Genomic DNA, 25,151 nt, shown 5'->3' on the forward strand with positions numbered 1-25,151 from the left:
TCTGACATCATGTCAGGGTCAAGCCGCTTATTTTCGAGCCGCCAGCCAGGTGTCGATTTCAGTGATCTCCGCGCGTTGATCTCGGATGATCTTCTCCGCCAACGCCCGCGCCTCTGGATCGTCACCGTGGCGCAGTTCGGTTTCGGCCATGGCGATCGCCGCCTGATGATGCCCCTTCATCTGCTGCATGAAATCCGTGTCGGCCTCGCCAGTGTACTTTGGCATGTTGGCCATCATGTCGTTCATCGACTTCTTGTACCCTTGGGTCGCCGGCGGGTCGCCGGGGCTGGCGGCCGACATGTCCATCGGCCTCGCTCCGTTGGCGGCCGACGTGGCGGCCATATCGTGCGCGCTATTCTGCTGCGCATTGTCGGAACAGCCTGCCACGGTCAGCGACCCGGCGAGCAGTAGCGGGATTGCAAGGTTCTTCATGGCTTTCTCCTAGGATTCACCACAACGCCCGGACGGACAATCCGTGCCAATCACCCGACCGGTGACAGAGTTCCCAGGACCGCCACGACAGCGAGGATGAGCACCGCCGCCGCCGTCTCGACCAGGATCGCCAGCCGCAATCGGTGCTGCGCGATGGCCTGCCTATCGCCGCCCAATGCCGTCTCCAGGGTTGGCACGAGCCGCCAGCGGTTGAACCCGGCCAGACCGAGCATGACGCCAAACAGGATGAGCTTCAGCACAAGTAGCTGTCCGTATGATGTTCCAAATGTCGTGGAGAGACCTTCGATCCCGACAATCGCGAGAAGGTTGATCGCTCCGCTGACGACGATCGCGGCGACGATGATCCCACCGATGCCGGAGAAGCGTGCCAGTGCGGCGATCGCAGTTGTTGCCCCGCCGGGCGTCGCAAAGTCGAGCAGCAGGAGCCGCGCGAACATCGCCAGCGCTGCAATCCACAGCGCGCCCGCAACCAGATGAACGATGTCGCTGCTGCGGTGCGCCCAGCCCAGCGCCGCTTCGGATGCGCCGGCATGACCGGTCCAGGCTAGCGAACCCAGCGCAACGAGCGCCAGCGCGGCCGCAACCGGCCTGCTCGCCCGCCCGGCGAGCTGGAACGCCGCCAGCAACCCGAGCGCGGCGGCGCGCACGATATGAGAGATGCCCATCGGCGTTTCAAACGCCATGAACGTGAGCATTTCCCGATCCAGTATGGCCAGGTCGTAGCCAGTCATGGCCAGGGACGTCGCAGCAAGCTGGGCGATCGTGATGACCACGCCTAGTATGGCCAGCCAGCCTATTACACGTCCGCCAATCCCCGGCGCATGTCGACCGAGACCGCCACCCATGGCAAGGCCCGCCAAAAGCATGAGATCGGCATAGGCGGCGAAACGCAGGCCGATCGCCACCCAGTCGCTCATGATCAGCGGACGCTAAAGCTGTGCTGGCCGGTGATGCGATGCGTGTCCGCGCCAATCACGACCCAGTCAGCGCGGTAGCTGCCCGCGGGCAGCGGTTTGGCCGAGGTGAGGATGATCGACTTGCCATCGGCGGAAACGGCGCTGGTGACGCCCGCCATCTTCATGTCGGGATGGTTCGCCATTCCTGGCATCCCGGTCATGATCAGCGTGGCAGTGGAAAGCTTGGGCGTCAGGCGCTCGCTGAAGGTCAGCGTGATCGTCGTCGTGCGCGCGACCGTTGCGTTCGCGGCGGGCGTCGCCGTGACCAGCTTGGGATGTGCGAACGCGGTTGCCGGGATCAGCACCATGGCGAGGGCGGCGATGACGGCGGCGAATGGATTGAACTTCATCTCGAACTCCTGTGATATGCCCCCAATACGCAGTACCGGTTTTTACCCCTCAAACCGGCGTAGTTGAGGGATCGTGCATTCTCATACGTATGGGAAGCAGCGGATTACGAGGCAGTCATGCAAACCAATATCGACGATGCCCTTCAGCGGCTGGCGACAGGAACGCCGCATCGGGGACTGGCGGGTCTGGAAGACCGAGTCCTGAATGCGATCGCGCAACAGCCGGTTGCGGGCTTCGGTGCCGGCACCACGTTGGGGGCGATGGGCCTCGCACTGGCGCTCGGCGTTTTCAGCAACGTCGTTCCATCGACCGATGCGCAGGCCGCGCCGGTGCTGTCGCCTTTGGGCGCGTCCAGTCCGCTCGCCCCATCGACACTGCTGGGCGCGACCCGATGAACACACGGCGCACCGGGATCATCGTGATACTGGTTTTCCTCGCCGCATTGCTCGGGGTGGTCGCCGGACGATATCTTGTCGAACCGGCGGCACAGCCCGGGGCGGAGCTCCATGCGGTTCTTCACGACCAACTGAGTCTGGACGCGGCGCAGGAACGACAGCTGCATGTACTTGAGGAAGCGTTTGCCGTGCGCCGTCGCGCGCTCGAACTGGAAATGAAGGCCGAGAACGCCCGGCTTGCCGAAGCGATCGCCGCCGAGCACGGCAACGGCCCGCGCGTCGCCGCCGCGGTCGATGCTTCGCACCGCACGATGGGGGAGCTTCAGAAGGAAACGCTGGCGCATATCTTCGCGATGCGGGCTCTGCTCAAACCCGATCAGGCGGCGAAGTTTGACGCCGCAGTGACCAAGGCACTGACCGAAGACGCACGGTGACCGACGCACTTGCCGACCGCACGGACGGCGAGCTGGTCGCCCTGTGCCTTGGTGGAAGTCAGCTGGCGTTCGCTGAAATCGTGCGCCGTCACAAGGATCCACTGCATCGGCTCGTCGCGCGCATCGTCGGTGACGACGACGAAGCGCTCGACATCGTGCAGGAAGCCTTCGTCGCCGCGCATCGCGCGCTGCGGCGTTACGACATGGCGCGGTCGATGCGCCCCTGGTTGTCGCGCATCGCGATCAACAAGGCGCGCGACTTGCGCCGCCGCCGGGCGATACGCCGCCTGATCTCGGTCGTGCTTCCGCTCGACCATGCCGCCGACACCGCCGACGCAACGCCGTCGATCGAAACCGCGACCGCCGATCGCCAGGAGTTGCGGCAGGTCACAGCTGCCATCGCCGAACTGCCGGCCAATCTGCGCGAGACACTGGTGCTCCGCACGATTGAGGGGTTGAGCCAGGCCGAGACCGCCGAAACGCTGAGGATCAGCGAAAAGGCGGTCGAGACGCGCCTGTATCGCGCACGTCAGCGACTCACTGCGTCGCTGTCATAGAGCGTCGCCGGAGAAATCTTGCAGATCGCGCAAGGGATGCGCGCCCGGGCGTCGTATTATCCGCATGGGGGCGGTGGACCAAACAGGCGGGGGCGGCGATCCGTCGGCGCGCGACGGCGGTGTAGAGACGCGGGCAAGCGGGGCTTTCGTCGTCATGGACGCCCTGCGGTGCGTGCTGGCGGTGACGGTGGCGTTCGCCCATGCTTGGTATCTCCTGATCGCCGATTATTCGGGACAGGCCACGACGATTGCGTCGGCAGGTTATTTTCTGGCCGGTTTCGCCCATGCCAGCGTCATCCTGTTCTTCGTCCTCAGCGGTTACTGGATCGCAAAGAGCGTCGACCGGCGGATGACCGCAGGCTGGGCTTGGACGGGCTATGGGATCGACCGGCTCGCGCGGTTGCTGGTCGTTGTGCTGCCTGCGTTTGCGATCGGCGGCATCCTGGACGCAATTGGCCTCTATGGCCTTGAGTCCTCGACCCACACCGGCGCGACCGACACCTATGTGCTGAACAACAACCTTGCGGAGCGGCTGGGATGGCAGACCCTCCTCGGCAACATCCTGTTTCTTCAAAGCATTGCCGTAGCTCCGTTCGGCACCAACGGTCCTTTGTGGAGCCTGGCGTATGAATTCTGGTTCTATATCTGGTTTCCGGCACTGTGGGTCAGCTGGCGCAGGCGACGCCCGTCACTGCTGCTCGCCACCCTGTTCCTCGCCTGGATCGTGCCGAATATGCTGGTTGGCTTTGCCTGCTGGCTTTGCGGGGCGGCATTGTTCTGGGTGACCCACCGTTCCGGGAGGCAGAGCTTGCAGCCACTACGCCGCTTGTGGCTAATCGGTGCAGGTATCCCGTTCCTCGGAACCCTAATCTATTCGCGACTCCTCGGGCTTGACGGGACCGAGCTGCCGCTGGCGTTTACGTTCGCAGTGCTGCTTTACACATTGTTGCGCATCGATCTGTCCGCGCCCCGCTGGCTGAGGCCGTTCGCCCGCTATGGCGCGCAGGCGAGCTTCTCGCTGTATGTCCTGCATTTCCCGATCATCGCCTTCGCCGCTGCGTTGTTGCTCGACGACAAGCGTTTGCCCGCGACCGGAGCGAACATCGCGCTTGTCGTCGCGGTGCTTGCGGCGACGATTTTGATCTCCGCCCTGTTCGCACGGCACACCGAACGGCACACGGCCCGGGTTCGCGCGTTCTTCTCCGACGCACGGCCCGCCCGGATTTGATGCGCGTGGCAATCCGGGCGGTCTTTCGCCGATCGCGATGAGGGCCGGGCCGATATTCTGCGTAAAGCGGGTAACGTCATCGGAGCCATACATCACATGTCGCTGCTGCTAAGCCGTCGTAATCTGCTGCGCGGAGCCACCCTTGGGGGCGGCTCGCTCGCTTTCGCCCCGTGGTTTCCGGCGTGGGCACAGCCGGTGTCGGCTGGTATCGTCCAGGCGCTGCCGAGTGTCTCCGGCGAGGATATCCGACTGCGCATTGCGCACCAGATGATGACGATCGACGGACGCGAAAGCCACGCGATCGGCATCAACGGCACGATCCCAGGCCCGCTGATCCGGCTGCGCGAGGGTCAGAATGTCCGGCTGCACGTGGAGAACGCGCTCGACGAGGACAGCTCGATCCACTGGCACGGGCTGATCCTACCATTTCACATGGACGGCGTACCGGGCGTCAGCTTTCCGGGCATCAAGCCGCGCTCGACCTTCACCTATGAGTTTCCGGTCAAACAGGCCGGCACCTATTGGTATCACAGCCATTCGGGATTGCAGGAGCAGCTTGGCCATTACGGGCCGATCGTGATCGATCCGGCAGGCACGGACCCCATTGCCTCCGACCGCGAACATGTCGTCGTGCTGTCCGACCATAGCGAGATGCACCCGCACATCATCTTCAAGAAGCTCAAACAGCAGGGCGGCTATTTCAATCAGCAGAAACAGACGCTGGCCGATCTGCTGCGCGGCGAAGGCCAATCGGCCAAGGATCGCCTCGATTGGGGCAAGATGCGCATGGACCCCACCGACGTCTCCGACGTGACCGGTTCGACCTATAGCTATCTGGTCAACGGCCACGGCCCGCGTGACAACTGGACCGCATTGTTCACGCCCGGAGAGCGGGTGCGGCTGCGCATCGTCAACGCATCGGCAATGACCACCTTTAACGTCCGTATTCCGGGGTTGAAGCTGACGATCGTCCAGGCCGACGGGTTGAATGTACGCCCGGTGCAGGTGGACGAGTTCCAGATCGCCGTCGCTGAAACCTATGACGTGATCGTCGAGCCGTCCGACGATCGCGCCTATACGCTGGTTGGCGAAAGCGTCGATCGCTCGGGCATGGCACGCGCCACACTCGCCCCGCGCGCGGGAATGGCGGCGGAGGTGCCGCCTTTACGCAAACGGCCGATCGCCACCATGAAGGATATGGGCATGGGCGGCATGGATCACGGTGCGATGGCGGGCGCAGCCGCCACGCCGGGTGCCGGGGATTGCCCGCCCGAACATGCCGCGATGGGCCATTGCACGCCTGCGGCAAGCGGCGCGGCAGACGCCGGGGCTGGCGGCGGCATGGCCGGGATGGAACATTCGATGCGTGATTTCGCCGTCGCGCCCGGGGTCAAGAAAACGCCGACAGTCCAGACGATCTCACCGATGCCGATGGACCGCACCGGCGAGCCCGGCCAGGGGCTGGCGGATGTCGGGCACAAGGTGCTGGTCTATCGTGATCTGATCGCGGTGGAGCGCAACCCCGATGTGCGTGCCCCGGACCGGGCGATGCGCATCCACCTCACCGGAAATATGGAACGTTACATGTGGGCGTTCGACGGGGAGAAATTGAACGAGGTCAAGGATCCGATCCCGTTCCTGCAGGACGAGCGGGTGCGCGTCACCCTGGTCAACGACACGATGATGGGCCACCCGATCCATCTCCACGGCCATTTCTTCGAGCTGGTGACGGGGCATGGCGAATATGCGCCGCGCAAACATACGGTGCAGGTGCAGCCGGGCGGCACCGTGACCTTCGACGTCACCACCGACGCGGTCGGCGACTGGGCGTTCCACTGCCACATGCTCTATCACATGCATGCGGGAATGATGCAGGTCGTGACCGTCCGACCGCGCGGGGGAGAGGGGGCATGAAGATGTTGTCGCTCGCCACCGCCGCCGCCGCAATCGCACTGGCCGCCCCCGTCGCCGCGCAGACGATGGATCACTCGAAAATGCCCGGCATGAAGATGCCGGCGAAAACCGCGCCCAAGCCAAAGCCGGTAGCGAAGCCGCGTCCGACGTCGACACCGGCAGCAAAGCCAGCTGCAATAGCGGCACCCGCGAAACCGGCGCAGGCGGCACCGGCCACCGACCCGGCCTGCCCACCTGAACATGCGGCAATGGGGCATTGCACACCCGCGGGTGCAGCCCCCGCTGCGCCCGAGAAAGCCGGGGGCGATAGCTCGGCAATGCCTGATATGGCCGCCGATGCACCGAGCACCGGCAGCGGCGGGACCGCGCTGCCCGCCGGAAACGCTCCGGCACCCGCCGCGCCCGAGCCGAACTATGCCGACCGTGTCTGGGGGCGCGAGGCGATGACCGGCGCGCGCAAGGCACTGCGCAGCGAGCATGGCGGCGGCACGTTCAGCCAAATCATGCTGGACATCGCCGAGCTGCAAATCCGCAAGGGGCGCGAGGGCTATCGGTGGGAAGGGGAAGGCTGGTTCGGCGGCGACATCGATCGGCTGATCGTCAAGACCGAGGGCGAAGGCAGCTTTGGTGAGGCGGTCGAAAGCGCCGAGGCGCAGGCGCTCTACAGCCGCGCCATCGGCCCATATTTTAACCTGCAGGCCGGCGTCCGTCACGATTTCGAGCCCAAGGCGCGTAGTTATGCAGCGTTCGGCATTGAGGGGCTCGCCCCCTATTGGTTTGAAGTCGAGGCTCATGCGTTCGTATCGACCAAGGGCGATGTGCTGGGACGGCTCGCGGCCAGTTATGATCAGCGGATCACCCAGCGGATTATCCTGCAACCGCGCGTCGAGTTCAATCTGGCGGCGCAGGATGTAATCGAGAGCGGAATCGGCGCGGGGCTTTCCGATGCCGAGTTCGACCTTCGTCTGCGCTATGAGATCGTACGCGAATTCGCGCCTTATATCGGCATCTCGCATTCATCGAAATTCGGCCGCACCGCGCGCTTCGCCCGCGCTGACGGCGAAGACCCTTCGGCAACCACCTTCGTCGTCGGGATCAGGGCCTGGTTCTGAGGTCGGAGACCGACGAAAATGGCAAAGGAGAATGCAATGACCCCCTATCGCAGCCTCGCACTGCAAACCGCCATCAGCGGGGTCATCATGTATCTGGTGATGTTCGTGATGATCGACCAGCTGTCGAGCTTCTACAACAACCTCAACATGCTCTACATGACGCTGATGATGGTCGCACCGATGGTTGTGCTGATGATCGTGGCGATGCGGGACATGTTTCCGTCCAAGCGCCTCAATGTGTTGCTGCTTGCCGGATCAGCCGTCGCGTTCTTCGGCAGCTTCGCGTTGCTCCGAACTCAGACTACGATCGACGACACCGCATTCATCCGATCCATGATCCCGCACCATTCAGGTGCGATCCTGATGTGTGAGCAGGCATCGCTCAGCGATCGCGAACTGGTATCGTTGTGCCGACAGATCATCAAATCACAGCGCGAGGAGATCGCGCAGATGAAAAGCATGCTGGAAAATTAGGAAGCAACGATGATGATTTTGAAGCCGCTGTCCACGACGGTTCTGCTGTTGGTGGCCACTTCGGCGTTCGCCGCCGACGTCGTAGTGCATCGTGATCCGGGTTGCGGTTGTTGCACAAAATGGGCGGCGATCGCGCAACGCGAAATCAAGCGACCAGTGCGGATGATCGACAATCCCCAGCGTGCCGCTCTCGCACAAAAGGCGGGGGTGCCTGCGGCGTTGTCCTCCTGTCATACCGCGATCATCGACGGCATGGCGTTCGAGGGGCATGTCCCCATCGCCGACATGAAGCGCGCGCTCGCGACGCGACCGAAGGGTGTGAAAGGCCTTGCGGTGGCCGGAATGCCGATCGGCTCGCCCGGCATGGAAGTACCGGGCGCGAAGGCCCAGCCCTACAGCGTCATTGCCTTTGGATTGGGCGGGCAGAAAGTCTTCGCACGTCATTGAGGAAGGGAGAGAGGCGCGGACGCCTCCCTCCCCATTCGTTACTTGCCCTGCGTGCTGGGCGTTTCCTTTTTCATGTCGTCGCAGCAGCCCGGCTTGTCGCCCTCTTTCTTGCAGCAACAGGTCTTCATGTCCTTGCAGCAATCCATGCCCTCGGCAGCATGGGCAACAGGCGAGGCCAAGAGCGCCAAGGTGGCACCGAGTAGTTTGAGATTCTTCATCGATAGTCTCCGTGATTTGATCAGATTCAGTAGAGTGCAGGTCGATCACGGGTGCGAGGCGGCGGCGGTGCGGGGCCTTCGTTGACGCTGCGGAGCGTTTCGGCGCTCGACGGATCGTAAACGGTGCTTAGCGCCAGCCTGATCGCCAGCGGAGCGACGGGCGCGGTATTCGCCAGCAAACAGGGAGCCGCGCACGCAAGCGAAGCCGATTTTTGCACCGGTGGCTTGCGCGGCATCTCCGGGCAGGCAGCCATGTCCGTCACGTGCGGCGATGCAACGATCTCACAGACGGGCGGCGACTTGAGGACAAGCAGACAGGCCAGCACAAGCAGGCCTATCATGCTGGCGATCGATCGGCGGTTCACGCGGCCCGTGTCCATCGTTTTTCATTACCCCTGAAGCGGTGCGCCTGCCAGCGATATGAGCAGATCACGCCGATCCTTGATAAGTCACAATCCCTTCTTTTCCCGGCGCGGCCAGTGACGGTGGAGATCGTCGATCTGAAAGGCGTGCCCAGCCCGTCCATCTGGATGTGCCTCGATCAGATGCGGGTGACCGGGCGGCAGGTCGTCATGACGATGCTCGACCACTTCCGGATCGCGGGATGGCCAGATCAGGAATGCAATGATGGTTCCGATCGCGGCCAGAATCGCGGTCGCCGTGAACGCCGTGCCAAATCCTGCGAGCGCGCCGACTTGTCCGGCGAGCGGGTAGGCGATCAACCAGCAGATATGGCTGAGCGCGAACTGTGCCGCGAACAATGCGGTGCGATCATCGGAACCCGCTGAACGTCGTAACAGCCGTCCGCCGGGTGTGATGCTGGCGGCATAAACCATACCGAGCAGCAGCCACCCGCCCAGCAACGCATACCAGAAGCCTGATCGCCCGTGCAGCTGCCATCCCAGCGCCAGCGCGCCGAGCAGCAGGGTCATCGCTGCGGCGGAAGCCAGCATCACCGTACGATCCACAACCCGATCGAGCAGTCTGGGTAACAGCAATGCGGCGATCATCGAGCCGCCGCCGAATGCGGCCAGGGTCATCGCGACCTCGCTCTGCCCAAGGCCCAGCCCCGCGCGGATCAGAACCGGCGTGTTGACGATCACCATGGCGCTGGCGGCGGCAGCGGCAAGGGTTACGGCGAGCAAGCCGCGCAACCGCGGTGTCGCGAGATAGATGCGGGTGCCCAGCGTCGTGTTGGTCCAGATGCCACCTTGTCGCTGCTTCGCCGATGACGCGGGCAGCGCGGTCGCCAGCACCAGCAATGCCGATGCCGCAAAGCCGACCGCCGTCCCGGCGAACAACCAGTGGAAGTTGAAGACCGTGAGCAGCGCCGCCGCCAGGATCGGGCTGGTCAGGCTCTCCATGTCATAGGCCAGCCGCGAGAGCGACAACGCCCGGGTATAATCCTTCTCGTCCGGCAATATGTCGGGAATAGTCGCCTGAAACGTCGGCGTGAACCCGGCGGAGGCCGATTGCAGGATGAAGATCAGCACATAGACCTGCCAAACCTGGTCCACGAATGGCAGAACCAGCGCGACGCCGATGCGAATGACATCCATCGCGATCAAGAACGCGCGGCGTGGCAGACGGGCGGCATAGGCACCAACGACAGGCGCGACGCCGATATAGGCGATCATCTTGATTGCCATCGCCGTGCCCAGCACCGCTCCGCCGTTGCTACCGGCGATCTCATAGGCGAGCAGGCCCAGCGCGACGGTCGTCAGACCCGTGCCGACCAGCGCGATGACCTGCGCCAGGAACAGGTTGCGGTAGGTGGTATTGCTTAGAACGGCGAGCATTTCATGTCCCCATTGTCGTCCGCTTCACACGTCAGAGACGCTCGCGTCAAACCACCCGTTTGATCGCAGCGTAATTCCCGCTGGTCTTCAGCGTGACCGTCACCGGCGCGCCTGAGCGGTTCCGCCAGAACCAGCCATGTCCCCCGTCGAATGCAGCAACCAGCGTGCCGCGCTCGCCGGTCGACTCCTTGCCTTTGCCATAACCGTGGTAGAAGCCGCGAGGCGCGCCGATCTTGTCGCCATGCGTGTCATAGTTGACGTGTCCGCCCGTCACCGACCAGTCGAATGCGATAGCGGCCCCGGCGTCCGCAGTGACCTTGATCTCAGCCGCTTCGCCGGGTGCAAGCGTCAGCTTCATTTCGTCGGTGCGCGCGGCTGCCGCCTTTGTCGCATCGGCCTTTGCCGCTGGTGACGTCGCCACCGGCATTGCCGACGGAGTCGGTGCCGCCGCCTGCGCTTCTTCCTCGGCAGCTTCCGCCGCGAGCTGCTGTTTGATCTCGCCCATTTCGGTCAGGCCGAGCACCCGCCCGATGCCCGTGGGATCGATGGCATATTCGGATGGCAGCACGATAGTCACGAGCAACGCGCCCGCAACCCCCGCCGCAATCGCGGTCGAGCGAACGAGCTGACGCGACGTGGGCAGTTCGTCGGCGTTTGGCATCTGGGAATTATACATGGGATTTCTCCGGTCAGGCGGCGACGAGGCCGGTCAGTTGGTAGCCCACCAGCACGAAGCCAGCGGTCATCAGGATTACGTTGGCGACATAAGCATGGCGCTGGAAGCTGCGGGTGCGACGCCAGAAACCCATCGCGATCAGGATCGCGCCGAGCGCGAGCAACTGGCCGATTTCGACACCGATGTTGAACGCAATCAGATTGGGCAGCAGGCCGTTCGGCGACATCTCGAACTCAAGGATTTTGGTCGCCAGTCCAAAGCCATGGAAGAAGCCGAAGATCAGAGTTGCCGCTTTGGTATTTGGCTGAACGCCGAACCATCGCCGGAACGCCCCCATATTATCGAGCGCCTTGTAGACGACGGACAGACCAATGATCGCGTCGATGAGATAGGCGTTGGCGCTGATCCCGGTCAGCACGCCGAACAGCATCGTGGTGGAATGGCCGACCGCGAACAGCGTGACGTAGATGCCGATGTCCTTCATCCGATACAGGAAGAAGATGACCCCGAACAGGAACAGCAGATGGTCGTATCCGGTGACCATATGCTTGGCCCCCAGATACAGGAAAGGCATGAACAGCACCCCGCTGCTTTCCTGAATATAGCCCTTGTCGCCTTCCTCGACGCCATGCGCGAACGCATCGACGGCGGCGAGCAGCAGGACCAGCAGGGCGCTCAGCAACAGGAGCGCGGTTCGTTTATCAGACATCCATCGCTGGATTGTGTTCGCAGGCATCATCATCCTTTCACGACGGCTGCGTGCAGCGCGCCCTCATGATATTCCACCGCAAGTTGCACGATGTCCCGGCGATCCAGCTTGTTGAAGAAGACGCTGAACGATCGCGTGCCCTTCCCTCGTCTGGGAAGCGGGCCGGGCCGGGTGCCAATCGTTCGCGTATCGCTGACATTGGCGAGGGTCGCGGTCACGTCCAGATGGCCCCGCCCCGTTCGATACACGCCGTTGCGCGGTCGGATATTGCCAACGACGCGCACGCCATCCCCCGCTTGATAGGCATGCAGCCAGAATATCGAGATAGGGTCGTCAGAGGCCGCCACAGCGGTGGGTCGCAACGGCAACGGTTCCAAGCCCATGCAGCCAGACAAGAGGAGCACGGCGAATGCCGCACCGAAGACCCGTTGCCGGGTCGTGTTTGCAAGCGTCATCATCGTCATCCTTTCGCGAGGCGCTGGGTGTGTGGTGATGCTTCAGGATTTTCGTCGTCCGCCCGGCGACGTTGGACGAGGCGATAGAGCGCGGGCAGGACGACCAGCGTCAGCAGCGTCGACGAGATGATCCCGCCGATAACCACTGTTGCCAACGGGCGCTGCACTTCCGAGCCGATCCCGACATTGAGTGCCATCGGGACAAAGCCGAGCGACGCGACCAGCGCCGTCATCAACACCGGTCGCAGGCGGGTCAGCGCCCCTTCGCGGATCGCGTCGTCGAGGCCCATTCCTTCCTCGCGAAGTTGGCGGATGAAACTCAGCATCACCACGCCATTGAGCACCGCGACGCCGGACAGCGCGATGAAGCCCACGCCCGCCGAGATCGAAAACGGGATATCCCGCAACAACAACGCGAGCACGCCTCCGGTCAGCGCCAGCGGCACGCCGGAGAACACGATGCCCGCATCCTTGAGCGAGCCGAACAGCAGGAACAGCAGGCCGAGGATCAGCAGCAACGTCAGCGGTACGACGATCTGGAGCCGTGCCGACGCGGATTGAAGCTGCTCGAATGTGCCACCATAATCGACCCAATAGCCTTCCGGCAGTTCGGCCTGGGCTGCGACCTTTTCCTGGACCTCGGCAATGAACGAGCCGAGGTCGCGACCGCGCACGTTGACGGTGACCACCGCACGCCGCTTGCCATCCTCGCGACTGATCTGGTTTGGACCCGTTGTCTCGCGGATCGTCGCCACTTCGGATAGCGGCACGCTGTCGCGCAGCCCTTCGCCGCCGCCCGGCAGCGGGATCGGCAGCCGGTCGATGATGGAGCGATCCTGCCGCATCGCCTCGGGCAAGCGAACGACGATGTCGAAGCGCCGGTCGCCCTCGAAGATTTGCCCCGCCTCGGTGCCTGCGGTGGCGGCGGACACGACCGACTGGACATCGGCGATGTTGAGTCCCAGCTGGCTCAACCGCTGGCGATCGGGAATGATCTCCAGAAACGGCAGGCCGGTGACCTGCTCGGCCTGAACATCTTGTGCGCCGTCAATCGCTGTGACGATGCCCACGACCCGCTCCGCCGCTGCGGCCAGTTCGTCGAGATCGTCGCCGACGATCTTGATCGCCACGTCCGACCGCACGCCCGCAATCAATTCGTTGAACCGCATCTGGATCGGCTGGATGAACTCATAGCGCGAACCCGGCACGTCGCGTTGAATGCCCGCGTTCATTTCATCGACCAGTTGCGCCTTCGTCTTGCGTGGATCGGGCCATTGGTCGCGGGGCTTCATGATGATGAATGTGTCGGCGACCGAAGGTGGCACCGGATCGGTCGCGACATCGGCGGTGCCGATCTTAGCAAACACGTCCTGCACTTCCGGGAAGCGCTTGATCCTGTTCTCCAGTGCAGATTGCATCTGCACAGCCTGGCTGAGGCTGGTGCCCGGGATGCGTAGCGCGTGCAGTGCGATATCGCCTTCGTCCAGATTGGGGATGAACTCGGATCCCAGCCGTGTCGCCGCGACGCCGCTCAGGGCAACCAGCGCGACCGCGCCTACCAGCACAGCGATGCGCGCCTTCAGCGCCCAGTCGATCAAGGGCGCATACCAGCGTTTGGCCGCCCGGATCGCTGCGCTCTCCTTTTCGCTGACCTTGCCGCTCACGAAAGTTGCCACGGCTGCGGGCACGAAGGTGAGCGACAGGATCGCCGCCGCCGTCAGCGCCAGCACCACCGTGATCGCCATCGGGTGGAACGTCTTCCCCTCCACCCCGGTCAGCGCGAAGATCGGCAGATACACGATCGTGATGATCGCGATGCCGAACAGGCTGGGCCGCACCACTTCGGAGGAAGCCGATGCCGCGATGTCGAACCGCTCTTCCCTGGTCAGCAGCCGTCCAAGCCGATGCTGTGCCTCGCCGAACCGGCGCAAGCAGTTCTCGACGATGATGACGGCACCATCGACGATGAGGCCGAAGTCAAGCGCGCCCAGGCTCATCAGATTGCCCGAAATGTCCCCCGCGACCATGCCGGTGATCGTCATCATGAAGGTGATCGGGATCACCGCCGCCGTAATCAGCGCGGCGCGAATATTGCCGAGCAGCAGGAACAGCACGACGATGACGAGCAGCGCGCCTTCGGCCAGATTCTTTTCGACCGTGCCGATCGTCGCTTCAACCAGCTTTGAGCGGTCATACATGGTGACCGCGACGACCCCGGCGGGAAGCGATTTGTTGACCGTTTCCAGCCGCTCCGCGACCGAGACGCTGACCTCGCGCGCATTCTCGCCGACCAGCATGAAGATAGTGCCGAGCACCACTTCGCGCCCGTCCTTGGTCGCCGCGCCCTGCCGGATTTCCGATCCGATCGAGACATCCGCGACGTCGGCGACCCGCACCGGCGTACCATTGCGCGACGCCACGATGACCCCGGACAGGTCGGCTCGATCGGTCGCCTGCCCCGGCACGCGGATGACATATTGTGCGCCGGATCGTTCGAGATAGCCCGCGCCGACATTGGCGTTGTTCTTCTCCAGCGCCTCGGTCAGTTCGGTGACGCTCAGCCCATAGGCCGACAGTCGCGCTGGAATCGGAGCGATCACGAACTGCTTGCGATAGCCGCCGATCGAGTTGACCTCGGTCACGCCCGGCACGTTGCGCAATTGCGGTCGCACGACCCAGTCGTGCAGCGTACGCAAATCCTGCGCCGTATAGCGCGAACCGTCCGGCTTCACCGCGCCTGGCTTTGCCTCCAGCGTGTACATGAAGATTTCGCCCAGACCCGTCGCGATCGGACCCATTGCCGGTTCGACGGTCGGCGGCAGCGCCTCGCGTGCGCCTTGCAGCCGTTCATTGACCAGCTGCCGCGCGAAATAGATGTCGGTGCCGTCCTTGAAGACGACCGTCACCTGGCTGAGGCCCGCGCGCGAAACCGATCGGGTGAACTCCAGATCGGGCAGGCCGGCCAGCGCCGTTTCCACCGGATAGGTGATGCGCTGTTCCGCTTCCATCGGCGAAAATCCCGGTGCGGGCGTGTTCACCTGCACCTGGACGTTGGTAATGTCGGGAACGGCGTCGATCTTGAGCCGTCCAAACGAGTAGATGCCGATACCGATTAGCAGCAACGCTGCGATCAGAACGGCCCAGCGCTGTCGGATCGACAGCCTTATGATGCGTTCAAGCATGGCCGTGTTCCTCAGTGATCGTGGCTGGCGCCGGATTTTTCGATATCCGCCTTGATGACGTAGCTGCCCTTGGTGACGTAGCTCTGGCCGGGCTTGATGCCGGACTTGACCTCGGTCCACACCGGGCCGCGCGTCCCCAATTCCAGCATCCGCACCTCATAGGTGTCACCGACTTTGGCGAACACGACGGTGAAATCGCGGAATGCCTGCAACCCCTCGGTCTTGACCGCCAGCGGCACCTGACGCTGGTCGACGGTCAGCACGCCCTTGACGCTCATTCCCGGTCGCCAGAACCCGTCCCGGTTGGCGAGCGGCGCGCGGGCAACGAGCGCACCCGTCATGGGATCGGCCACCGGGCGAAAATCGCGGATGGTCGAGCCGATCGTGCGATTGCCCTCAAGCAGGCTGAGTTGAACGGGCGCGCCAGCGCGGACCCGCTCCATGTCGCGCGGAAACACCGGGAAGGCGGCGGTCGTCCGGGATGGGTCGGCGATCACATAGATCGGATCGCTTCCCGCGACATCGCCGGGGTTGGTGCGCCGTTCGGTGATGACGCCGCTGATCGGCGCGGTCACCGAATAGATCTGCATGCTTTCATTGCTCTCGACCCGCGCCAGCACTTGCCCGCGCCGCACGCGATCGCCCACGTTCAACGATGCCGAGACGACGCGGCCAGGGAATTTGGCTCCAACCTCCGCCGTGGCCGAAGGGTCGAGCTCGACCCGTCCGATCAATTCGAGCGCCTCGCCAATCTCTGCGGGTCCGGCATTTTCAAATGCAAGGCCCGCCGCACGGGCGGCGGCGGCGGGCATCGACACGCGGCCTTCGAACGAATCATATTTCCACCGGTGGGTGCGCCCGCCTTCGCGCGCGACGACAGTCACGTCGAAGCTGTGCGGCTCGACCACCCGGCCATCACCGCGCAGATAATCCGCCTCCGGTTTGAAGGCGAAGCGGTTGACCTCGCCGTCCAGCCTTCCCAGCGCGACCGATAGCTGTACTTCGCCCGGTGCGACCGGCTTGTCGTCGCGATAGGCATAGATGCGAAATTCGGGCGGCACGCCATCCTCGAAAATCGTCATCTCGACCGCGAAATTCCCGTCGCGCAGCATGCGGCCATTATGCGGCCCGCGTTCATAATCGGCGGCGGGTGCGCCCTCCGCTTCGGACGCCGTGTTCTCGGTTGCAGATTCGCCGCCACACGCGATCAGCGGCAACGGCAGGATAAGCGCTGCGGCGAGCGCGGCGTGGATGCGGGCCATCAGAAATCCCCCTTGGCGAGTTCGGTGAAGCGGCCGGTCAGTCGGTCGAGTTCGACCCTGGCCTCATGGTGACGGCGCACGGCATCGACCATCCGGGCGCGGGCATTGGCGAGCGTCGTTTGCGCCGCCGACACATCGACATAGCTGAAGAATCCGCGATTATAGCCGACGCGGACCTCCATCAGAGTGAGGTCGGCGTTCGGAATGACCTGATCGCGGATCGCCTCCGCCTCATGCGCGGTTTCCTCGACCTTCTCGACGGCCAGCGCGATCGTCCGTTCGCGGGTGAAGCGCTCAACCGCCAGATCGGCCTCGACCCGCCGTCGGTCGGCCTGGGCTTCGGCTAATCGTGCGTCTGATATGCGACGTCCTCCCAGCGGCAATGAGACGCCAGCGACCAGTGCGACATCACCGGTGCCAATGAAGCGCGGTCCCGCAGAGATTGTGGGATCGCGCTTGGCATTCGCGACCTGAAGGTTGATCGCTGCATCAGCACGCGCGCCGCGCGCCACAAAAACGGCAAGGTCCGCCGGGGCTGCCCCCGCCGCGCCGACGGGCTCGTGCTTGAACGACAGAAAGTCGCTGGTCGGGACCGATAGACCAGCCGATGCACCGCCCCACATTGCCGCCAGTCGCTTCAGCGCGGCGTCGCGGGCGTGAATCGCAAGTTCCACATCGACGCTGGCTTCGGACACACTGGTGGTCGCGCGCATTCCGGCGAACAGCGGGTCTTTGGCTGAAGCGACGCGGCGCTTCACTTCGGCCTCGACCATCCGGGCCATCGTCAGCCGCTGCCTGGCGATACCGATCTGCGCCTCGGTCGCCTGTACCTCGACATAAAGACGCTGGACCTGTGCAATGACGTCTAGCCGAACGACGATCGCCTCAGCGCGCGTCACGTCCATATCGCGATCGACGACGGCAACGCGCGCTTCGCGCTTGCCGCCGCGTTCGATGCGCTGGCTGTAGGTGGCAGTGACCTGAAACTGATCATAGAGGTCGCCGCTCGGAATGCCGAAGTTTTCAGTCGTGACTTCGATCGTCGGTTGCGGACCCAGTCCGGCGGCGGTGCGCGCGGCGGTCTGCGCCTCGATCCGGGCGGCGGTGGAGGCGGTTTGCGGTGCGGCGGCAAGCGTGCGCCGGATTGCGTCGTCGAGCGTCAGCGGCTGTGCCTGAGCCAGCGCTGCCGATGGCAGACAGACAGCCACGACAAGCGCGGCCCTGAACGGGGAATGCATCTGAAATCTCCTGATCCTATCGGTCAGCGGCGCGCGCGAACGCAGGCCGCGGGACGGCTAGGGTCAGGCTGACGGTGGTTCGGGGAGTGGTTCCAGCGTTGTCGAGCGCAGACGGGCGTCATCGAGGGGCTGCCGCCGGACTTTGTCGCTGGCGCTCGCAAGCAGGCTTATTGAGCTGCCCGGGACACCATCAGCGGCGACGTGAGTATGATAGCCCGATCCCTGCGTTGCCTTGTCCAGATCGTTCGACCGGTCGGGGGCTGCATCAGTCTGAGCAGATTGCGCGTCAACGGCCGCAGGATCGTCATTGTGATGATCGTGGTGGTCGGCATCGACCGCACGAACATGCTCATGCGTCGAACCGTCAAGATGAGGCACGGCCGCGCCCATCGGCCCGTGCGAAAGCGCCAGGACGAGAATGAGCAAGGCTGACAGGATGCGCCCCATATACCGGCCCGTAGCATCCTGGGCGAAGCGGGGCAATCGGCGACTAGTGCCAAAAATCTCGACGGAGTCTTCGAATGTGGTTCGCGGGTTCGCGAGCAGCAACCCAAGCCATCCAAGCAAAGGTGATAAGATCTACCAAGGCGGGCATTTGGCGCGCATTCAACCGACCCTGCCGGAGTTGCTTCTTCGAGTCAGGCTGTTAGTCTGCTCGGGTGCCGCGAGGGCGGCGCCGAGGCTTGAGAACCTCGCTTGGGAAGAATGACCCGCCATCGACGCGGCCGGGTGGCCGACGCGCATGTCCAAGCCGCTTGCGGCCAAAGGCGTCGGCGCACGACTCAAGCGTGCTTCTCAACACCCGGCTTCCGCCGGCGTCGCCTCGAAACGGGCGAGTCGGCGATGGATATTGGACTGATCAGATTTTTTCGGGCGAGTGGTCCGCCATACCCTCGGGATCGGGTATCGCGATGCGCCTGATCCCCGATGTTTTGAACGCATTGACCTCGCCTCGCCTGGCCGAGGGCGATCCATTGCCGCCCGATAATCGGGTCGCGGCCGGATCGGTCCTGGCGCTGAACGACTTGTACCAGACTCAGGCGCCGCGGCTGCATCGCTACTTCGCGCGCCGGACGGATCGGCAGGATGTGGGAGATCTGGTGCAGGAGAGCTTCGCCCGGCTCGTCGATGCGTCGGCGACGAAGGACCGGACGATCGAGCAACCCGAAGCCTATCTCAACCGTATCGCGACGAACCTGCTTCGCAGTCGCGCGAGGACCGCCTTGCAGCGATCGCTCGCCCAGCACGTCCCTGCGGATGAGGAATCGCTCGCCGGGCCAGACATGATCGCGGCGCTGGAGGCGCGTGATCTACTCAACCGGCTCCAAGGCGCCCTGATGCGGCTTAATCCGAAGACCCGCGAGATATTCCTGGCCCACCGCGTCGATGGCGTCAGCTATAGCGATATCGCCAAGCGGATGGGATTGAGCGTAAAAGGCGTCGAATGGCACATGACGAAGGCAATCGCGCGTCTCGACCACGTGCTGAGGTCGCGTTGACATCCGAGGCCGGGGAGGCACCCAGCCCGGACGATACCATCCGGGCGACCGCTGTCACCTGGCTGGCGCGTCTGCGCGCGCCTGACAGCGCGGACCATCATGAGGATTTCGAGGCCTGGTACGCCGCCGATCCAACACGCTGCGCGCGATCGAGGCAGACCGGCCCGATCGGATCGCGCCCGACCTGCATGAGCGGCTGCGCTACACGCTGGCCACTTCGGCGGGCCGCTCGACCCCGCGCGATGCCTATAGCCCCTTCGTCGCCCGCGCGCTGCGCGACGCCGCGAGGGCCGATATCGAAGCGATGCTTCGCCGCCTCGGCGCCGACGACCGCACTGATGAGGGCGACCCTGTCGTCGCCAGGGCGCGCGCCGATGTCGAAGCGATCATCGCGCGGCAGGGCTTTATCGTCGCAGACCAGCCCGCGCTGAAGCGCCTCTATTTCATGCGCATGCGGCGCGGATTGCCGATCAGCACGCTCATCGACGACCTGCATGGCCGCCATCATCTGCTCGCGCGCGATCTGCCGGCGCTGCTCGTGCTGCTCACGCTCGATACCGGCCTCGAGCCGGAGTGCCTGAAGACGCTGACCGTGGATTGTCTCACCAACCCGCATGCCGGCACGGTGGAGCTACGCTATCTGAAGCGCCGCGCCCGCGGTGCCGAGCACAAGAGCATGCGGGTCCGCGATGGTGGTAGCGGCACACCCGGCGGCCTCATGCGTCGCCTGATCGACGTCACCGCCGTCGCACGCGAGCATCTGACCGACGATTGCCTCTGGCTCTATCACAACGTTGGCGGCCTTCGCGCCGGCATCGTCGATCCCAAGTTCCAACTCGCCGCCTGGGCTCGTCGCCATGGTATCGCCGGCGATGATGGGAAGCCGCTCCATCTGCTGCTTTCCCGGCTGCGCAAGACCCACAAGGCGCTATGGTACACCAAGACCGAGGGGCATATGGCCCGCTTCGCGGTCGGTCACACCCGCGAGGTCGCGGCGCGCCACTATGCCGATCTGCCGTCGCTCCGGCCGTTGCACGAGGCGGCCGTCGCCGATGCCTTCCGCGCAGCGGTCGCTGCGGCGATGCCGACCGTGCTTCCACCCACCGCCGAGCAGGCGCTGCGCGAAGCGCCCGAACAGGTCGCGTCGCTGATGTCGGCTGATACGGTGGGTCCGGTGCTCGACGGCGAACAGGATGTCTGGCTCGCCGCCTGCGCGGGCTTCCATAGCAGTCCTTTCGCCGAGCCCGGTTCGCCCTGCGCGCAGCCCTTCTGGGGCTGCCTCGATTGTCCCAACGCCGTCATCACCGCGCGCAAGCTCCCCGCGATCCTCGCCTTTCTCGCGTTCGTCGAAGAGCAGCGATGCAGCCTGCCGGCGAGCGACTGGGCCGCCAAGTTCGGCCGCGTCCACACCCGGATCACGGTCCAGGTCCTGCCGGTCTTCTCCGATGCCGTTATCGCCGAAGCGCGCCGGCAGATGGGGAGCGAACGGCTCTATCTGCCGCCGGAGGCACGCGCATGACCACGCCCGTCCATGCCCTCGTGCCCGCGTTCGACGATCGCCCTGTGCTGGCGAGCGCGCCGCTCAAGGCGGGCCATGCCCGCGAGGAGCTGTCGCACGTCGGCGACCCGACCTGGGATCTCGGTCCCGCCGTCTTCCGCGAGAACGCTCGGCGCTGCCACGTCACCGTGCATTTCGACGTGCTCGAACATGCCGATGTGCAGGCGGCAATGCGCGCCTATCTCTACGCCCGCCTCAACGTCGGTCTTCCCGGCTACCACCCGAAGCTGCCGCCCGCCAGCATCCGACAGGCATTCAACCGGGCTCGCCGGTTCTTCGCCTTCGCGCGCGAGCGGCTTGGGCGGCTCGACCTGGGCCGCATCGATCAGGCGCTGATCGACGCTTATGCGCGCCACCTGCGGGATGATTCAGCGCGGCGCCCCGTCATCGTCGGCCAGCTCTTGCAGGTGGTCACCGATCTCTACCATCTCCGGGATCACCTGCCTGGAGGCGGTCTCGGGTTCGAGCCGTGGGCCGGGCAAGCGGCTGCGCGCGTCGCCGGATATCGGCATGTGCGCGAGAACCGCACCCCACGCATGCCGGAGGAGATTGTCACGCCGCTGCTCGCCTGGTCGCTGCGCTATGTCACGACCTTCGCGACCGATATTCTGGCGGCTCGGGTCGCGCTCGATCGGCTCGAGGCAGTCCGCGCTCGGCTGCTCGCCGCCGAACGCGGACTGCCTGATGCAGAGCGCCGCCTGCGGCAGCGCGCGCGCCTCGAGCGCTATCTCGCGCGCCGAGCCCGGCAAGGACGCGGCGTGCCCATCTGGACGACGGCACACAACGGCGCCACGCGCATCGATCCCCTCACCGGGGATGCAACCCCGCCGATCAACGCCCATCTCCTCCATTTGCATGCCGGCATCGATGCCGTCGCCGAGCCGGCCATGCATCTCATGCTCACTACCGGCGCACCGGATGTCATTCGCGAAGCGGTTGCATCGCTTGGTACCGAGGTCGGCGGCATGGACACGCCGATCTCGATCGCTCCCGAGAGCGGTCGGCCATGGCGTGCCCGCTTCGACGTGAAGACCCTAGCGATCGAGGAGCGGATGCTGCAGGCCGCCGCCTATATCGTATGCGCCTATCTGACCGGCATGCGCGACTGCGAGGTCCAGGCGATGCGGCGCGGCTGCCTCTCGATCGCGCGCAGCGAAGACGGCCTGATCGAGCGGCAACGCGTCCGATCGACCCTCTACAAGCGCCGATCGAGCGCCGGTGAGTCGGCGAGCTGGGTGACGATCGAACCGGTGGCCGAGGCGATCACGGTGCTCGAACGGCTGTCGGAACACGCGGCACGGAAGACTGGAAGCGACACGCTCTGGCCGGTGCTTCGTCCCCGCGCTGTCACCAAGACGCATCTGTCGAGCGAGGTGGTCCGCCAGCTCAACGCCTTCCGCGACCACCTCAACACCGTCTTCGGCAGCCCCGATGCGCCGGTCATCCCACCCGGCCCCGATGGCAAGCCGTGGCGCATCACGACGCGGCAGTTCCGGCGCACCATCGCGTGGCACATCGCCAACCGTCCGTTCGGCACCATCACCGGCATGATCCAGTACAAGCATGCCTCGGTCGCCGCTTTCGAGGGCTATGCCGGGACCAGTGGATCGGGGTTTCGCGCAGAGGTCGAGGCGCAGCGCCGGCTCGGTCAGATTGACGATCTGCTGGACTATTTCGACCGGCGGCAGGGCGGCGCATCACTCGGCGGACCGGCGGGACCACGCATCGCGCGGACCCTCGACGATGCCGCCGTTAAGCTCGGGCCACTGCCCGCCATGATCGCCGATCGGGCCCGCCTGCGCGTCATGCTCGCCAGCGTCGCGCGCACCTTCCACGTCGGTCTGCTCGCGGATTGCTTCTTCGATCCCGCGACCGCGCTCTGCCTCAAGCGCGTGACGACCCCCGATCCCAGGCAGCCGCTCACCGCTCTGTGCGAGCCGACCCGCTGCCCCAACGCCTGTATCACCGCCCGCCACAGGCCGGCGTGGGAGCGCGCGGCCGATGATGCCAGGGCGCATTTACGCGAACGGCGCATGTCCGATCTCCAGCGCCGCGCGCTTGAGGGCGAGCTTGACCGCCTGACCGCGGTGATTGCCGGGATCGACCCTCCCGCGCCGTAGACCACCCCGGCTGTTGGCGGAGTCCTGCGCCGGTCGGCGCACCCGCGCAACGGCTTCGCCGTCCTCCGCTTCGCTGCGGCCCTGACGGGTGCGCGAGCCCCCTGTGCCCGGCGCGAACGGGCCTCCGCCGCCGGGGATGGTCCCCGGCGCGAGAACGGAGAACAGATCATGTCAGCCTCACCACGCTCAGACGTCTATGCGCGCGTCACCGACGCGATCGTCGCCGCGATCGAAGCCGGCACCGGCACCTGGCGCATGCCGTGGCATCATTCTGGCGCCGACGTCACCCGCCCGACCAACGTCGCCAGCGGCAAGCCCTATCGCGGCATAAATACGGTCTCGCTCTGGGCGGCCGCCTATGGCAGCGGCTATGCGAGCGGGGTCTGGGGCACCTATCGCCAGTGGCAGGCGCTCGGCGCGCAGGTCCGCAAGGGCGAGCACGCCAGCCTCGGCGTCCTCTGGAAGGAGTTTCGCGCGAAGGGCGATGACGCCGGCGACGATGACGACCACCGACGGCTTTTCGCCAAGGCATTCAGCCTGTTCAACGCCGATCAGGTCGATGGCTATGCGCCCGAACCGGGGCCGGTCCTGCCCGAGAGCGAACGCCTCGCCGCCGCCGAAGCCTTCATCGCCGCGCTCGGCATCGATACCGTCTACGGCTCGGCCAGTGCCTATTATCACATCGCCGAAGACCGCATCCACTTGCCGGATTTCAGCGCCTTCCACGACGCCCACGGCTTCTATGCCACCCACATTCACGAAGCGGCTCATGCCAGTGGCGCAGTCCATCGGCTCGACCGGGATTTCAGCGCCAAGTGGACCAGGCACGCGCTCGCGATGGAGGAAGCAACCGCCGAGCTGACCGCATCGTTCCTGCTTGCCGATCTCGGGATCGCGCACGAACCGCGACCCGATCATGCGGCCTACATCGCCTCCTGGCTGCAACTGCTCAAGGACGAGCCTCGGGCGATCTTCACCGCGGCGAGCAAGGCGCAGGCGGCAGCCGACTGGATGCACGCCCGACAGCCGTAATGCTCACGCGACCCGCACTTCGGCGCCAAGTGTGTCGAGCAGCGGACAGCCCGGATCCCGACCGGCATCGCAGGCGCGCACCGAGTCGGCCAGAACCCGTTCCATCCGCTTGAGGTCCGCGATCCGCGCGCGTACGTCCGCCAGGTGCGACGCCGCGAGCTCGCGCACCTCGGCGCAGGAGGCCTGACCGCCAACCGCGAGTCCGAGCAAGGCGCGTACCTCGTCCAGGGTAAAGCCCAGCTCCCTCGCGCGGCGCACGAAGCCCAGGCGAGCCACGTCCTCCCGGCCATAGCTGCGGTAGCGGCCCCGCCGCGGCGGAGCGGGCAGCAGCCCGATCCGCTCGTAATAGCGGATCGTCTCGATGTTGCATCCGGTGCGGCGTGAGAGTTCGCCGATCTGGATCGCGCCCGTTGCGGCCATCCCCAAAATACCTCTTGAGTCTGTAGTCGCTACAGATGTTAGGACAGCTCAATGCCCGCCACAAGGAGTCGCCCGTGACCCAGACGCCAAGCCCGCCTAAGGGGATCGGCACCGCCACGCTCACGCTGGCGGGGATCGCTGCGGCGTTCGGCGTCGCCGCCTGCTGTGCGCTGCCGATCCTCTTCGCATCCGCCGGGATCGGCGCAGCTTGGCTCGGCGGCGTGGCCATTGTCGCCGCGCCGTATCGCACGCCGCTTCTCCTCATTGGCGCATTGTGCCTGCTTGCCGGCGCGGCGCTGCTGTTGCGCCAGCAAGTTACGGCGGCGCGCTGTGGGCCGGGCGGCATATGCACGCCGCGCTGGATGCGTGTTCTCACGCTCATCGGATTGCTGTTCGGTGCGGCCCTGCTCTGGGCAGGCTATCGCTATGTCTGATGCCACCCCCGAGCTGCGCTCGACGCTGACCTGTCCCCACTGCGGTCATCGGGCGACGGAGACCATGCCGACCAATGCCTGCCAGTATTTCTACGACTGCCGGGGTTGCGGCGCGGTCCTCAAGCCCAAGCCGGGCGATTGCTGCGTCTATTGCTCCTACGGCGACGTGCCCTGTCCGCCGATCCAGGAGAGCGGCGGCAAGGCGTGCTGCGGCTGAGGAGGGCGGGC

Annotated in this window: 29 protein-coding genes and 1 pseudogene; 15 read left to right on the top strand and 15 right to left on the bottom strand. The window is 65.0% G+C overall.

Annotation, left to right across the window (positions count from 1 at the left end; all coding sequences use genetic code 11):
* Positions 1-27: 27 nt before the first annotated feature.
* Genes K9B35_RS07830 through copC form a run of 3 tightly spaced genes read right to left on the bottom strand, consistent with a single transcriptional unit; the run spans position 28 to position 1,759 of the window.
* Entirely contained in the window at positions 28-432 is a 405-nt protein-coding gene (locus tag K9B35_RS07830) for a DUF305 domain-containing protein (protein WP_224921275.1), read from the bottom strand.
* A 50-nt stretch (positions 433-482) separates the two neighbouring features.
* Positions 483-1,370, bottom strand: coding sequence for a copper homeostasis membrane protein CopD (gene copD / locus K9B35_RS07835; protein ID WP_224921276.1), 888 nt, complete (start codon positions 1,368-1,370; stop codon positions 483-485).
* A gap of 2 nt (positions 1,371-1,372) precedes the next feature.
* On the bottom strand, positions 1,373-1,759 hold the full coding sequence (copC, locus tag K9B35_RS07840) for a copper homeostasis periplasmic binding protein CopC (RefSeq protein WP_224921277.1): 387 nt from the start codon (positions 1,757-1,759) through the stop codon (positions 1,373-1,375).
* A gap of 117 nt (positions 1,760-1,876) precedes the next feature.
* Here copC and K9B35_RS07845 point away from each other — a divergent pair, with 117 nt between their 5' ends.
* The 8 genes from K9B35_RS07845 (at position 1,877) to K9B35_RS07880 (ending at position 8,321) form a co-directional block, all read left to right on the top strand.
* Positions 1,877-2,155, top strand: a complete 279-nt coding sequence (locus K9B35_RS07845) for a hypothetical protein (protein ID WP_224921278.1) — start codon at positions 1,877-1,879, stop codon at positions 2,153-2,155.
* Positions 2,152-2,589, top strand: a complete 438-nt coding sequence (locus K9B35_RS07850; RefSeq protein ID WP_224921279.1) for a periplasmic heavy metal sensor — start codon at positions 2,152-2,154, stop codon at positions 2,587-2,589. Before K9B35_RS07845 ends, K9B35_RS07850 begins: the two co-directional genes overlap by 4 nt.
* Positions 2,586-3,146, top strand: a complete 561-nt coding sequence (locus K9B35_RS07855; protein WP_224921280.1) for an RNA polymerase sigma factor — start codon at positions 2,586-2,588, stop codon at positions 3,144-3,146. The genes K9B35_RS07850 and K9B35_RS07855 overlap by 4 nt, the downstream gene beginning before the upstream one ends.
* A gap of 73 nt (positions 3,147-3,219) precedes the next feature.
* On the top strand, positions 3,220-4,374 hold the full coding sequence (locus K9B35_RS07860) for an acyltransferase family protein (protein WP_224921281.1): 1,155 nt from the start codon (positions 3,220-3,222) through the stop codon (positions 4,372-4,374).
* 96 nt (positions 4,375-4,470) lie between these two features.
* Positions 4,471-6,288: a copper resistance system multicopper oxidase gene (locus K9B35_RS07865; protein WP_224921282.1), complete on the top strand. Its 1,818-nt coding sequence runs from the start codon at positions 4,471-4,473 to the stop codon at positions 6,286-6,288.
* Positions 6,285-7,400, top strand: a complete 1,116-nt coding sequence (locus tag K9B35_RS07870) for a copper resistance protein B (protein WP_224921283.1) — start codon at positions 6,285-6,287, stop codon at positions 7,398-7,400. Before K9B35_RS07865 ends, K9B35_RS07870 begins: the two co-directional genes overlap by 4 nt.
* A 36-nt stretch (positions 7,401-7,436) precedes the next feature.
* Positions 7,437-7,874: a DUF305 domain-containing protein gene (locus K9B35_RS07875; protein ID WP_224921284.1), complete on the top strand. Its 438-nt coding sequence runs from the start codon at positions 7,437-7,439 to the stop codon at positions 7,872-7,874.
* 12 nt (positions 7,875-7,886) lie between these two features.
* Positions 7,887-8,321 (top strand): DUF411 domain-containing protein, encoded by a 435-nt coding sequence (locus K9B35_RS07880; protein WP_412103459.1) that lies wholly within the window; start codon positions 7,887-7,889, stop codon positions 8,319-8,321.
* Between the two features lie 38 nt (positions 8,322-8,359).
* Here the strand turns inward: K9B35_RS07880 and K9B35_RS07885 are convergent, their stop codons facing one another.
* The 10 genes from K9B35_RS07885 to K9B35_RS07930 all read right to left on the bottom strand — a co-directional run bounded on the left by K9B35_RS07885 (position 8,360) and on the right by K9B35_RS07930 (position 18,307).
* The gene (locus K9B35_RS07885) at positions 8,360-8,539 is read right to left on the bottom strand and encodes a hypothetical protein (protein ID WP_224921286.1); all 180 of its coding nucleotides are present in this window, start codon (positions 8,537-8,539) and stop codon (positions 8,360-8,362) included.
* 26 nt (positions 8,540-8,565) lie between these two features.
* Positions 8,566-8,919 (bottom strand): hypothetical protein, encoded by a 354-nt coding sequence (locus tag K9B35_RS07890; protein WP_224921287.1) that lies wholly within the window; start codon positions 8,917-8,919, stop codon positions 8,566-8,568.
* Between the two features lie 69 nt (positions 8,920-8,988).
* Positions 8,989-10,338: an MFS transporter gene (locus K9B35_RS07895; RefSeq protein WP_224921288.1), complete on the bottom strand. Its 1,350-nt coding sequence runs from the start codon at positions 10,336-10,338 to the stop codon at positions 8,989-8,991.
* 46 nt (positions 10,339-10,384) lie between these two features.
* On the bottom strand, positions 10,385-11,014 hold the full coding sequence (locus tag K9B35_RS07900; protein WP_224921289.1) for a transmembrane anchor protein: 630 nt from the start codon (positions 11,012-11,014) through the stop codon (positions 10,385-10,387).
* 13 nt (positions 11,015-11,027) lie between these two features.
* On the bottom strand, positions 11,028-11,723 hold the full coding sequence (locus tag K9B35_RS07905; protein WP_224921290.1) for a HupE/UreJ family protein: 696 nt from the start codon (positions 11,721-11,723) through the stop codon (positions 11,028-11,030).
* 29 nt (positions 11,724-11,752) lie between these two features.
* A complete protein-coding gene (locus K9B35_RS07910) occupies positions 11,753-12,178 on the bottom strand; it encodes a hypothetical protein (protein ID WP_224921291.1) in 426 nt (141 codons plus the stop codon).
* 5 nt (positions 12,179-12,183) lie between these two features.
* Positions 12,184-15,360, bottom strand: coding sequence for an efflux RND transporter permease subunit (locus tag K9B35_RS07915; protein WP_224921292.1), 3,177 nt, complete (start codon positions 15,358-15,360; stop codon positions 12,184-12,186).
* Between the two features lie 11 nt (positions 15,361-15,371).
* Positions 15,372-16,622 (bottom strand): efflux RND transporter periplasmic adaptor subunit, encoded by a 1,251-nt coding sequence (locus K9B35_RS07920; RefSeq protein ID WP_224921293.1) that lies wholly within the window; start codon positions 16,620-16,622, stop codon positions 15,372-15,374.
* On the bottom strand, positions 16,622-17,830 hold the full coding sequence (locus tag K9B35_RS07925; RefSeq protein ID WP_224921294.1) for a TolC family protein: 1,209 nt from the start codon (positions 17,828-17,830) through the stop codon (positions 16,622-16,624). Before K9B35_RS07925 ends, K9B35_RS07920 begins: the two co-directional genes overlap by 1 nt.
* A gap of 93 nt (positions 17,831-17,923) precedes the next feature.
* On the bottom strand, positions 17,924-18,307 hold the full coding sequence (locus tag K9B35_RS07930) for a hypothetical protein (protein ID WP_224921295.1): 384 nt from the start codon (positions 18,305-18,307) through the stop codon (positions 17,924-17,926).
* Positions 18,308-18,771: 464 nt separating this feature from the next.
* Here K9B35_RS07930 and K9B35_RS07935 point away from each other — a divergent pair, with 464 nt between their 5' ends.
* The gene (locus tag K9B35_RS07935; protein WP_224921296.1) at positions 18,772-19,359 is read left to right on the top strand and encodes an RNA polymerase sigma factor; all 588 of its coding nucleotides are present in this window, start codon (positions 18,772-18,774) and stop codon (positions 19,357-19,359) included.
* Positions 19,305-19,457, top strand: a pseudogene (locus K9B35_RS20365) (hypothetical protein); the annotation flags it as partial. The gene K9B35_RS07935 and the pseudogene K9B35_RS20365, both read left to right, overlap by 55 nt.
* Here K9B35_RS20365 and K9B35_RS07945 read toward each other — a convergent pair.
* Positions 19,457-19,855 (bottom strand): hypothetical protein, encoded by a 399-nt coding sequence (locus K9B35_RS07945; protein ID WP_224921710.1) that lies wholly within the window; start codon positions 19,853-19,855, stop codon positions 19,457-19,459. The pseudogene K9B35_RS20365 and the gene K9B35_RS07945 overlap by 1 nt on opposite strands.
* On the opposite strand from K9B35_RS07945, the gene K9B35_RS07950 reads away from it, so the two are divergent.
* From K9B35_RS07950 to K9B35_RS07960, 3 genes are all read left to right on the top strand, one after another.
* On the top strand, positions 19,805-20,878 hold the full coding sequence (locus tag K9B35_RS07950; protein ID WP_224921297.1) for a hypothetical protein: 1,074 nt from the start codon (positions 19,805-19,807) through the stop codon (positions 20,876-20,878). The two genes, K9B35_RS07945 and K9B35_RS07950, sit on opposite strands and share 51 nt — an antisense overlap.
* A complete protein-coding gene (locus K9B35_RS07955; RefSeq protein ID WP_224921298.1) occupies positions 20,875-23,037 on the top strand; it encodes an integrase in 2,163 nt (720 codons plus the stop codon). Before K9B35_RS07950 ends, K9B35_RS07955 begins: the two co-directional genes overlap by 4 nt.
* A 168-nt stretch (positions 23,038-23,205) precedes the next feature.
* On the top strand, positions 23,206-24,069 hold the full coding sequence (locus K9B35_RS07960) for an ArdC family protein (RefSeq protein WP_016744721.1): 864 nt from the start codon (positions 23,206-23,208) through the stop codon (positions 24,067-24,069).
* 3 nt (positions 24,070-24,072) lie between these two features.
* On the opposite strand, the gene K9B35_RS07965 is transcribed toward K9B35_RS07960, so the two are convergent.
* Positions 24,073-24,489 carry a MerR family transcriptional regulator gene (locus tag K9B35_RS07965; protein WP_224921299.1) on the bottom strand — a complete coding sequence of 139 codons (417 nt, stop codon included), beginning with the start codon at positions 24,487-24,489 and terminating at the stop codon, positions 24,073-24,075.
* Between the two features lie 74 nt (positions 24,490-24,563).
* Between K9B35_RS07965 and K9B35_RS07970 the strand changes: the two genes are divergently transcribed.
* Entirely contained in the window at positions 24,564-24,923 is a 360-nt protein-coding gene (locus K9B35_RS07970; RefSeq protein ID WP_224921300.1) for a mercuric reductase, read from the top strand.
* Positions 24,916-25,140: a GDCCVxC domain-containing (seleno)protein gene (locus tag K9B35_RS07975; RefSeq protein ID WP_021224337.1), complete on the top strand. Its 225-nt coding sequence runs from the start codon at positions 24,916-24,918 to the stop codon at positions 25,138-25,140. The genes K9B35_RS07970 and K9B35_RS07975 overlap by 8 nt, the downstream gene beginning before the upstream one ends.
* The last annotated feature ends 11 nt before the right edge of the window (positions 25,141-25,151 follow it).

Origin of the sequence: Sphingomonas sp. R647 (assembly GCF_020177055.1) — a bacterium.
Classification (GTDB): Bacteria; Pseudomonadota; Alphaproteobacteria; order Sphingomonadales; family Sphingomonadaceae; genus Sphingomonas.

What these genes read in the sequence shown, in the direction of transcription:
- K9B35_RS07830 (WP_224921275.1), bottom strand. Translation starts at nt 432, where the DNA reads ATGAAGAACCTTGCAATCCCGCTACTGCTCGCCGGGTCGCTGACCGTG.
- copD (WP_224921276.1), bottom strand. Translation starts at nt 1,370, where the DNA reads ATGAGCGACTGGGTGGCGATCGGCCTGCGTTTCGCCGCCTATGCCGAT.
- copC (WP_224921277.1), bottom strand. Translation starts at nt 1,759, where the DNA reads ATGAAGTTCAATCCATTCGCCGCCGTCATCGCCGCCCTCGCCATGGTG.
- K9B35_RS07845 (WP_224921278.1), top strand. Translation starts at nt 1,877, where the DNA reads ATGCAAACCAATATCGACGATGCCCTTCAGCGGCTGGCGACAGGAACG.
- K9B35_RS07850 (WP_224921279.1), top strand. Translation starts at nt 2,152, where the DNA reads ATGAACACACGGCGCACCGGGATCATCGTGATACTGGTTTTCCTCGCC.
- K9B35_RS07865 (WP_224921282.1), top strand. Translation starts at nt 4,471, where the DNA reads ATGTCGCTGCTGCTAAGCCGTCGTAATCTGCTGCGCGGAGCCACCCTT.
- K9B35_RS07870 (WP_224921283.1), top strand. Translation starts at nt 6,285, where the DNA reads ATGAAGATGTTGTCGCTCGCCACCGCCGCCGCCGCAATCGCACTGGCC.
- K9B35_RS07875 (WP_224921284.1), top strand. Translation starts at nt 7,437, where the DNA reads ATGACCCCCTATCGCAGCCTCGCACTGCAAACCGCCATCAGCGGGGTC.
- K9B35_RS07880 (WP_412103459.1), top strand. Translation starts at nt 7,887, where the DNA reads ATGATTTTGAAGCCGCTGTCCACGACGGTTCTGCTGTTGGTGGCCACT.
- K9B35_RS07885 (WP_224921286.1), bottom strand. Translation starts at nt 8,539, where the DNA reads ATGAAGAATCTCAAACTACTCGGTGCCACCTTGGCGCTCTTGGCCTCG.
- K9B35_RS07890 (WP_224921287.1), bottom strand. Translation starts at nt 8,919, where the DNA reads ATGGACACGGGCCGCGTGAACCGCCGATCGATCGCCAGCATGATAGGC.
- K9B35_RS07895 (WP_224921288.1), bottom strand. Translation starts at nt 10,338, where the DNA reads ATGCTCGCCGTTCTAAGCAATACCACCTACCGCAACCTGTTCCTGGCG.
- K9B35_RS07900 (WP_224921289.1), bottom strand. Translation starts at nt 11,014, where the DNA reads ATGTATAATTCCCAGATGCCAAACGCCGACGAACTGCCCACGTCGCGT.
- K9B35_RS07905 (WP_224921290.1), bottom strand. Translation starts at nt 11,723, where the DNA reads ATGTCTGATAAACGAACCGCGCTCCTGTTGCTGAGCGCCCTGCTGGTC.
- K9B35_RS07910 (WP_224921291.1), bottom strand. Translation starts at nt 12,178, where the DNA reads ATGACGCTTGCAAACACGACCCGGCAACGGGTCTTCGGTGCGGCATTC.
- K9B35_RS07915 (WP_224921292.1), bottom strand. Translation starts at nt 15,360, where the DNA reads ATGCTTGAACGCATCATAAGGCTGTCGATCCGACAGCGCTGGGCCGTT.
- K9B35_RS07920 (WP_224921293.1), bottom strand. Translation starts at nt 16,622, where the DNA reads ATGGCCCGCATCCACGCCGCGCTCGCCGCAGCGCTTATCCTGCCGTTG.
- K9B35_RS07930 (WP_224921295.1), bottom strand. Translation starts at nt 18,307, where the DNA reads ATGGGGCGCATCCTGTCAGCCTTGCTCATTCTCGTCCTGGCGCTTTCG.
- K9B35_RS07935 (WP_224921296.1), top strand. Translation starts at nt 18,772, where the DNA reads ATGCGCCTGATCCCCGATGTTTTGAACGCATTGACCTCGCCTCGCCTG.
- K9B35_RS07950 (WP_224921297.1), top strand. Translation starts at nt 19,805, where the DNA reads ATGCGCATGCGGCGCGGATTGCCGATCAGCACGCTCATCGACGACCTG.
- K9B35_RS07945 (WP_224921710.1), bottom strand. Translation starts at nt 19,855, where the DNA reads ATGCAGGTCGTCGATGAGCGTGCTGATCGGCAATCCGCGCCGCATGCG.
- K9B35_RS07955 (WP_224921298.1), top strand. Translation starts at nt 20,875, where the DNA reads ATGACCACGCCCGTCCATGCCCTCGTGCCCGCGTTCGACGATCGCCCT.
- K9B35_RS07960 (WP_016744721.1), top strand. Translation starts at nt 23,206, where the DNA reads ATGTCAGCCTCACCACGCTCAGACGTCTATGCGCGCGTCACCGACGCG.
- K9B35_RS07965 (WP_224921299.1), bottom strand. Translation starts at nt 24,489, where the DNA reads ATGGCCGCAACGGGCGCGATCCAGATCGGCGAACTCTCACGCCGCACC.
- K9B35_RS07975 (WP_021224337.1), top strand. Translation starts at nt 24,916, where the DNA reads ATGTCTGATGCCACCCCCGAGCTGCGCTCGACGCTGACCTGTCCCCAC.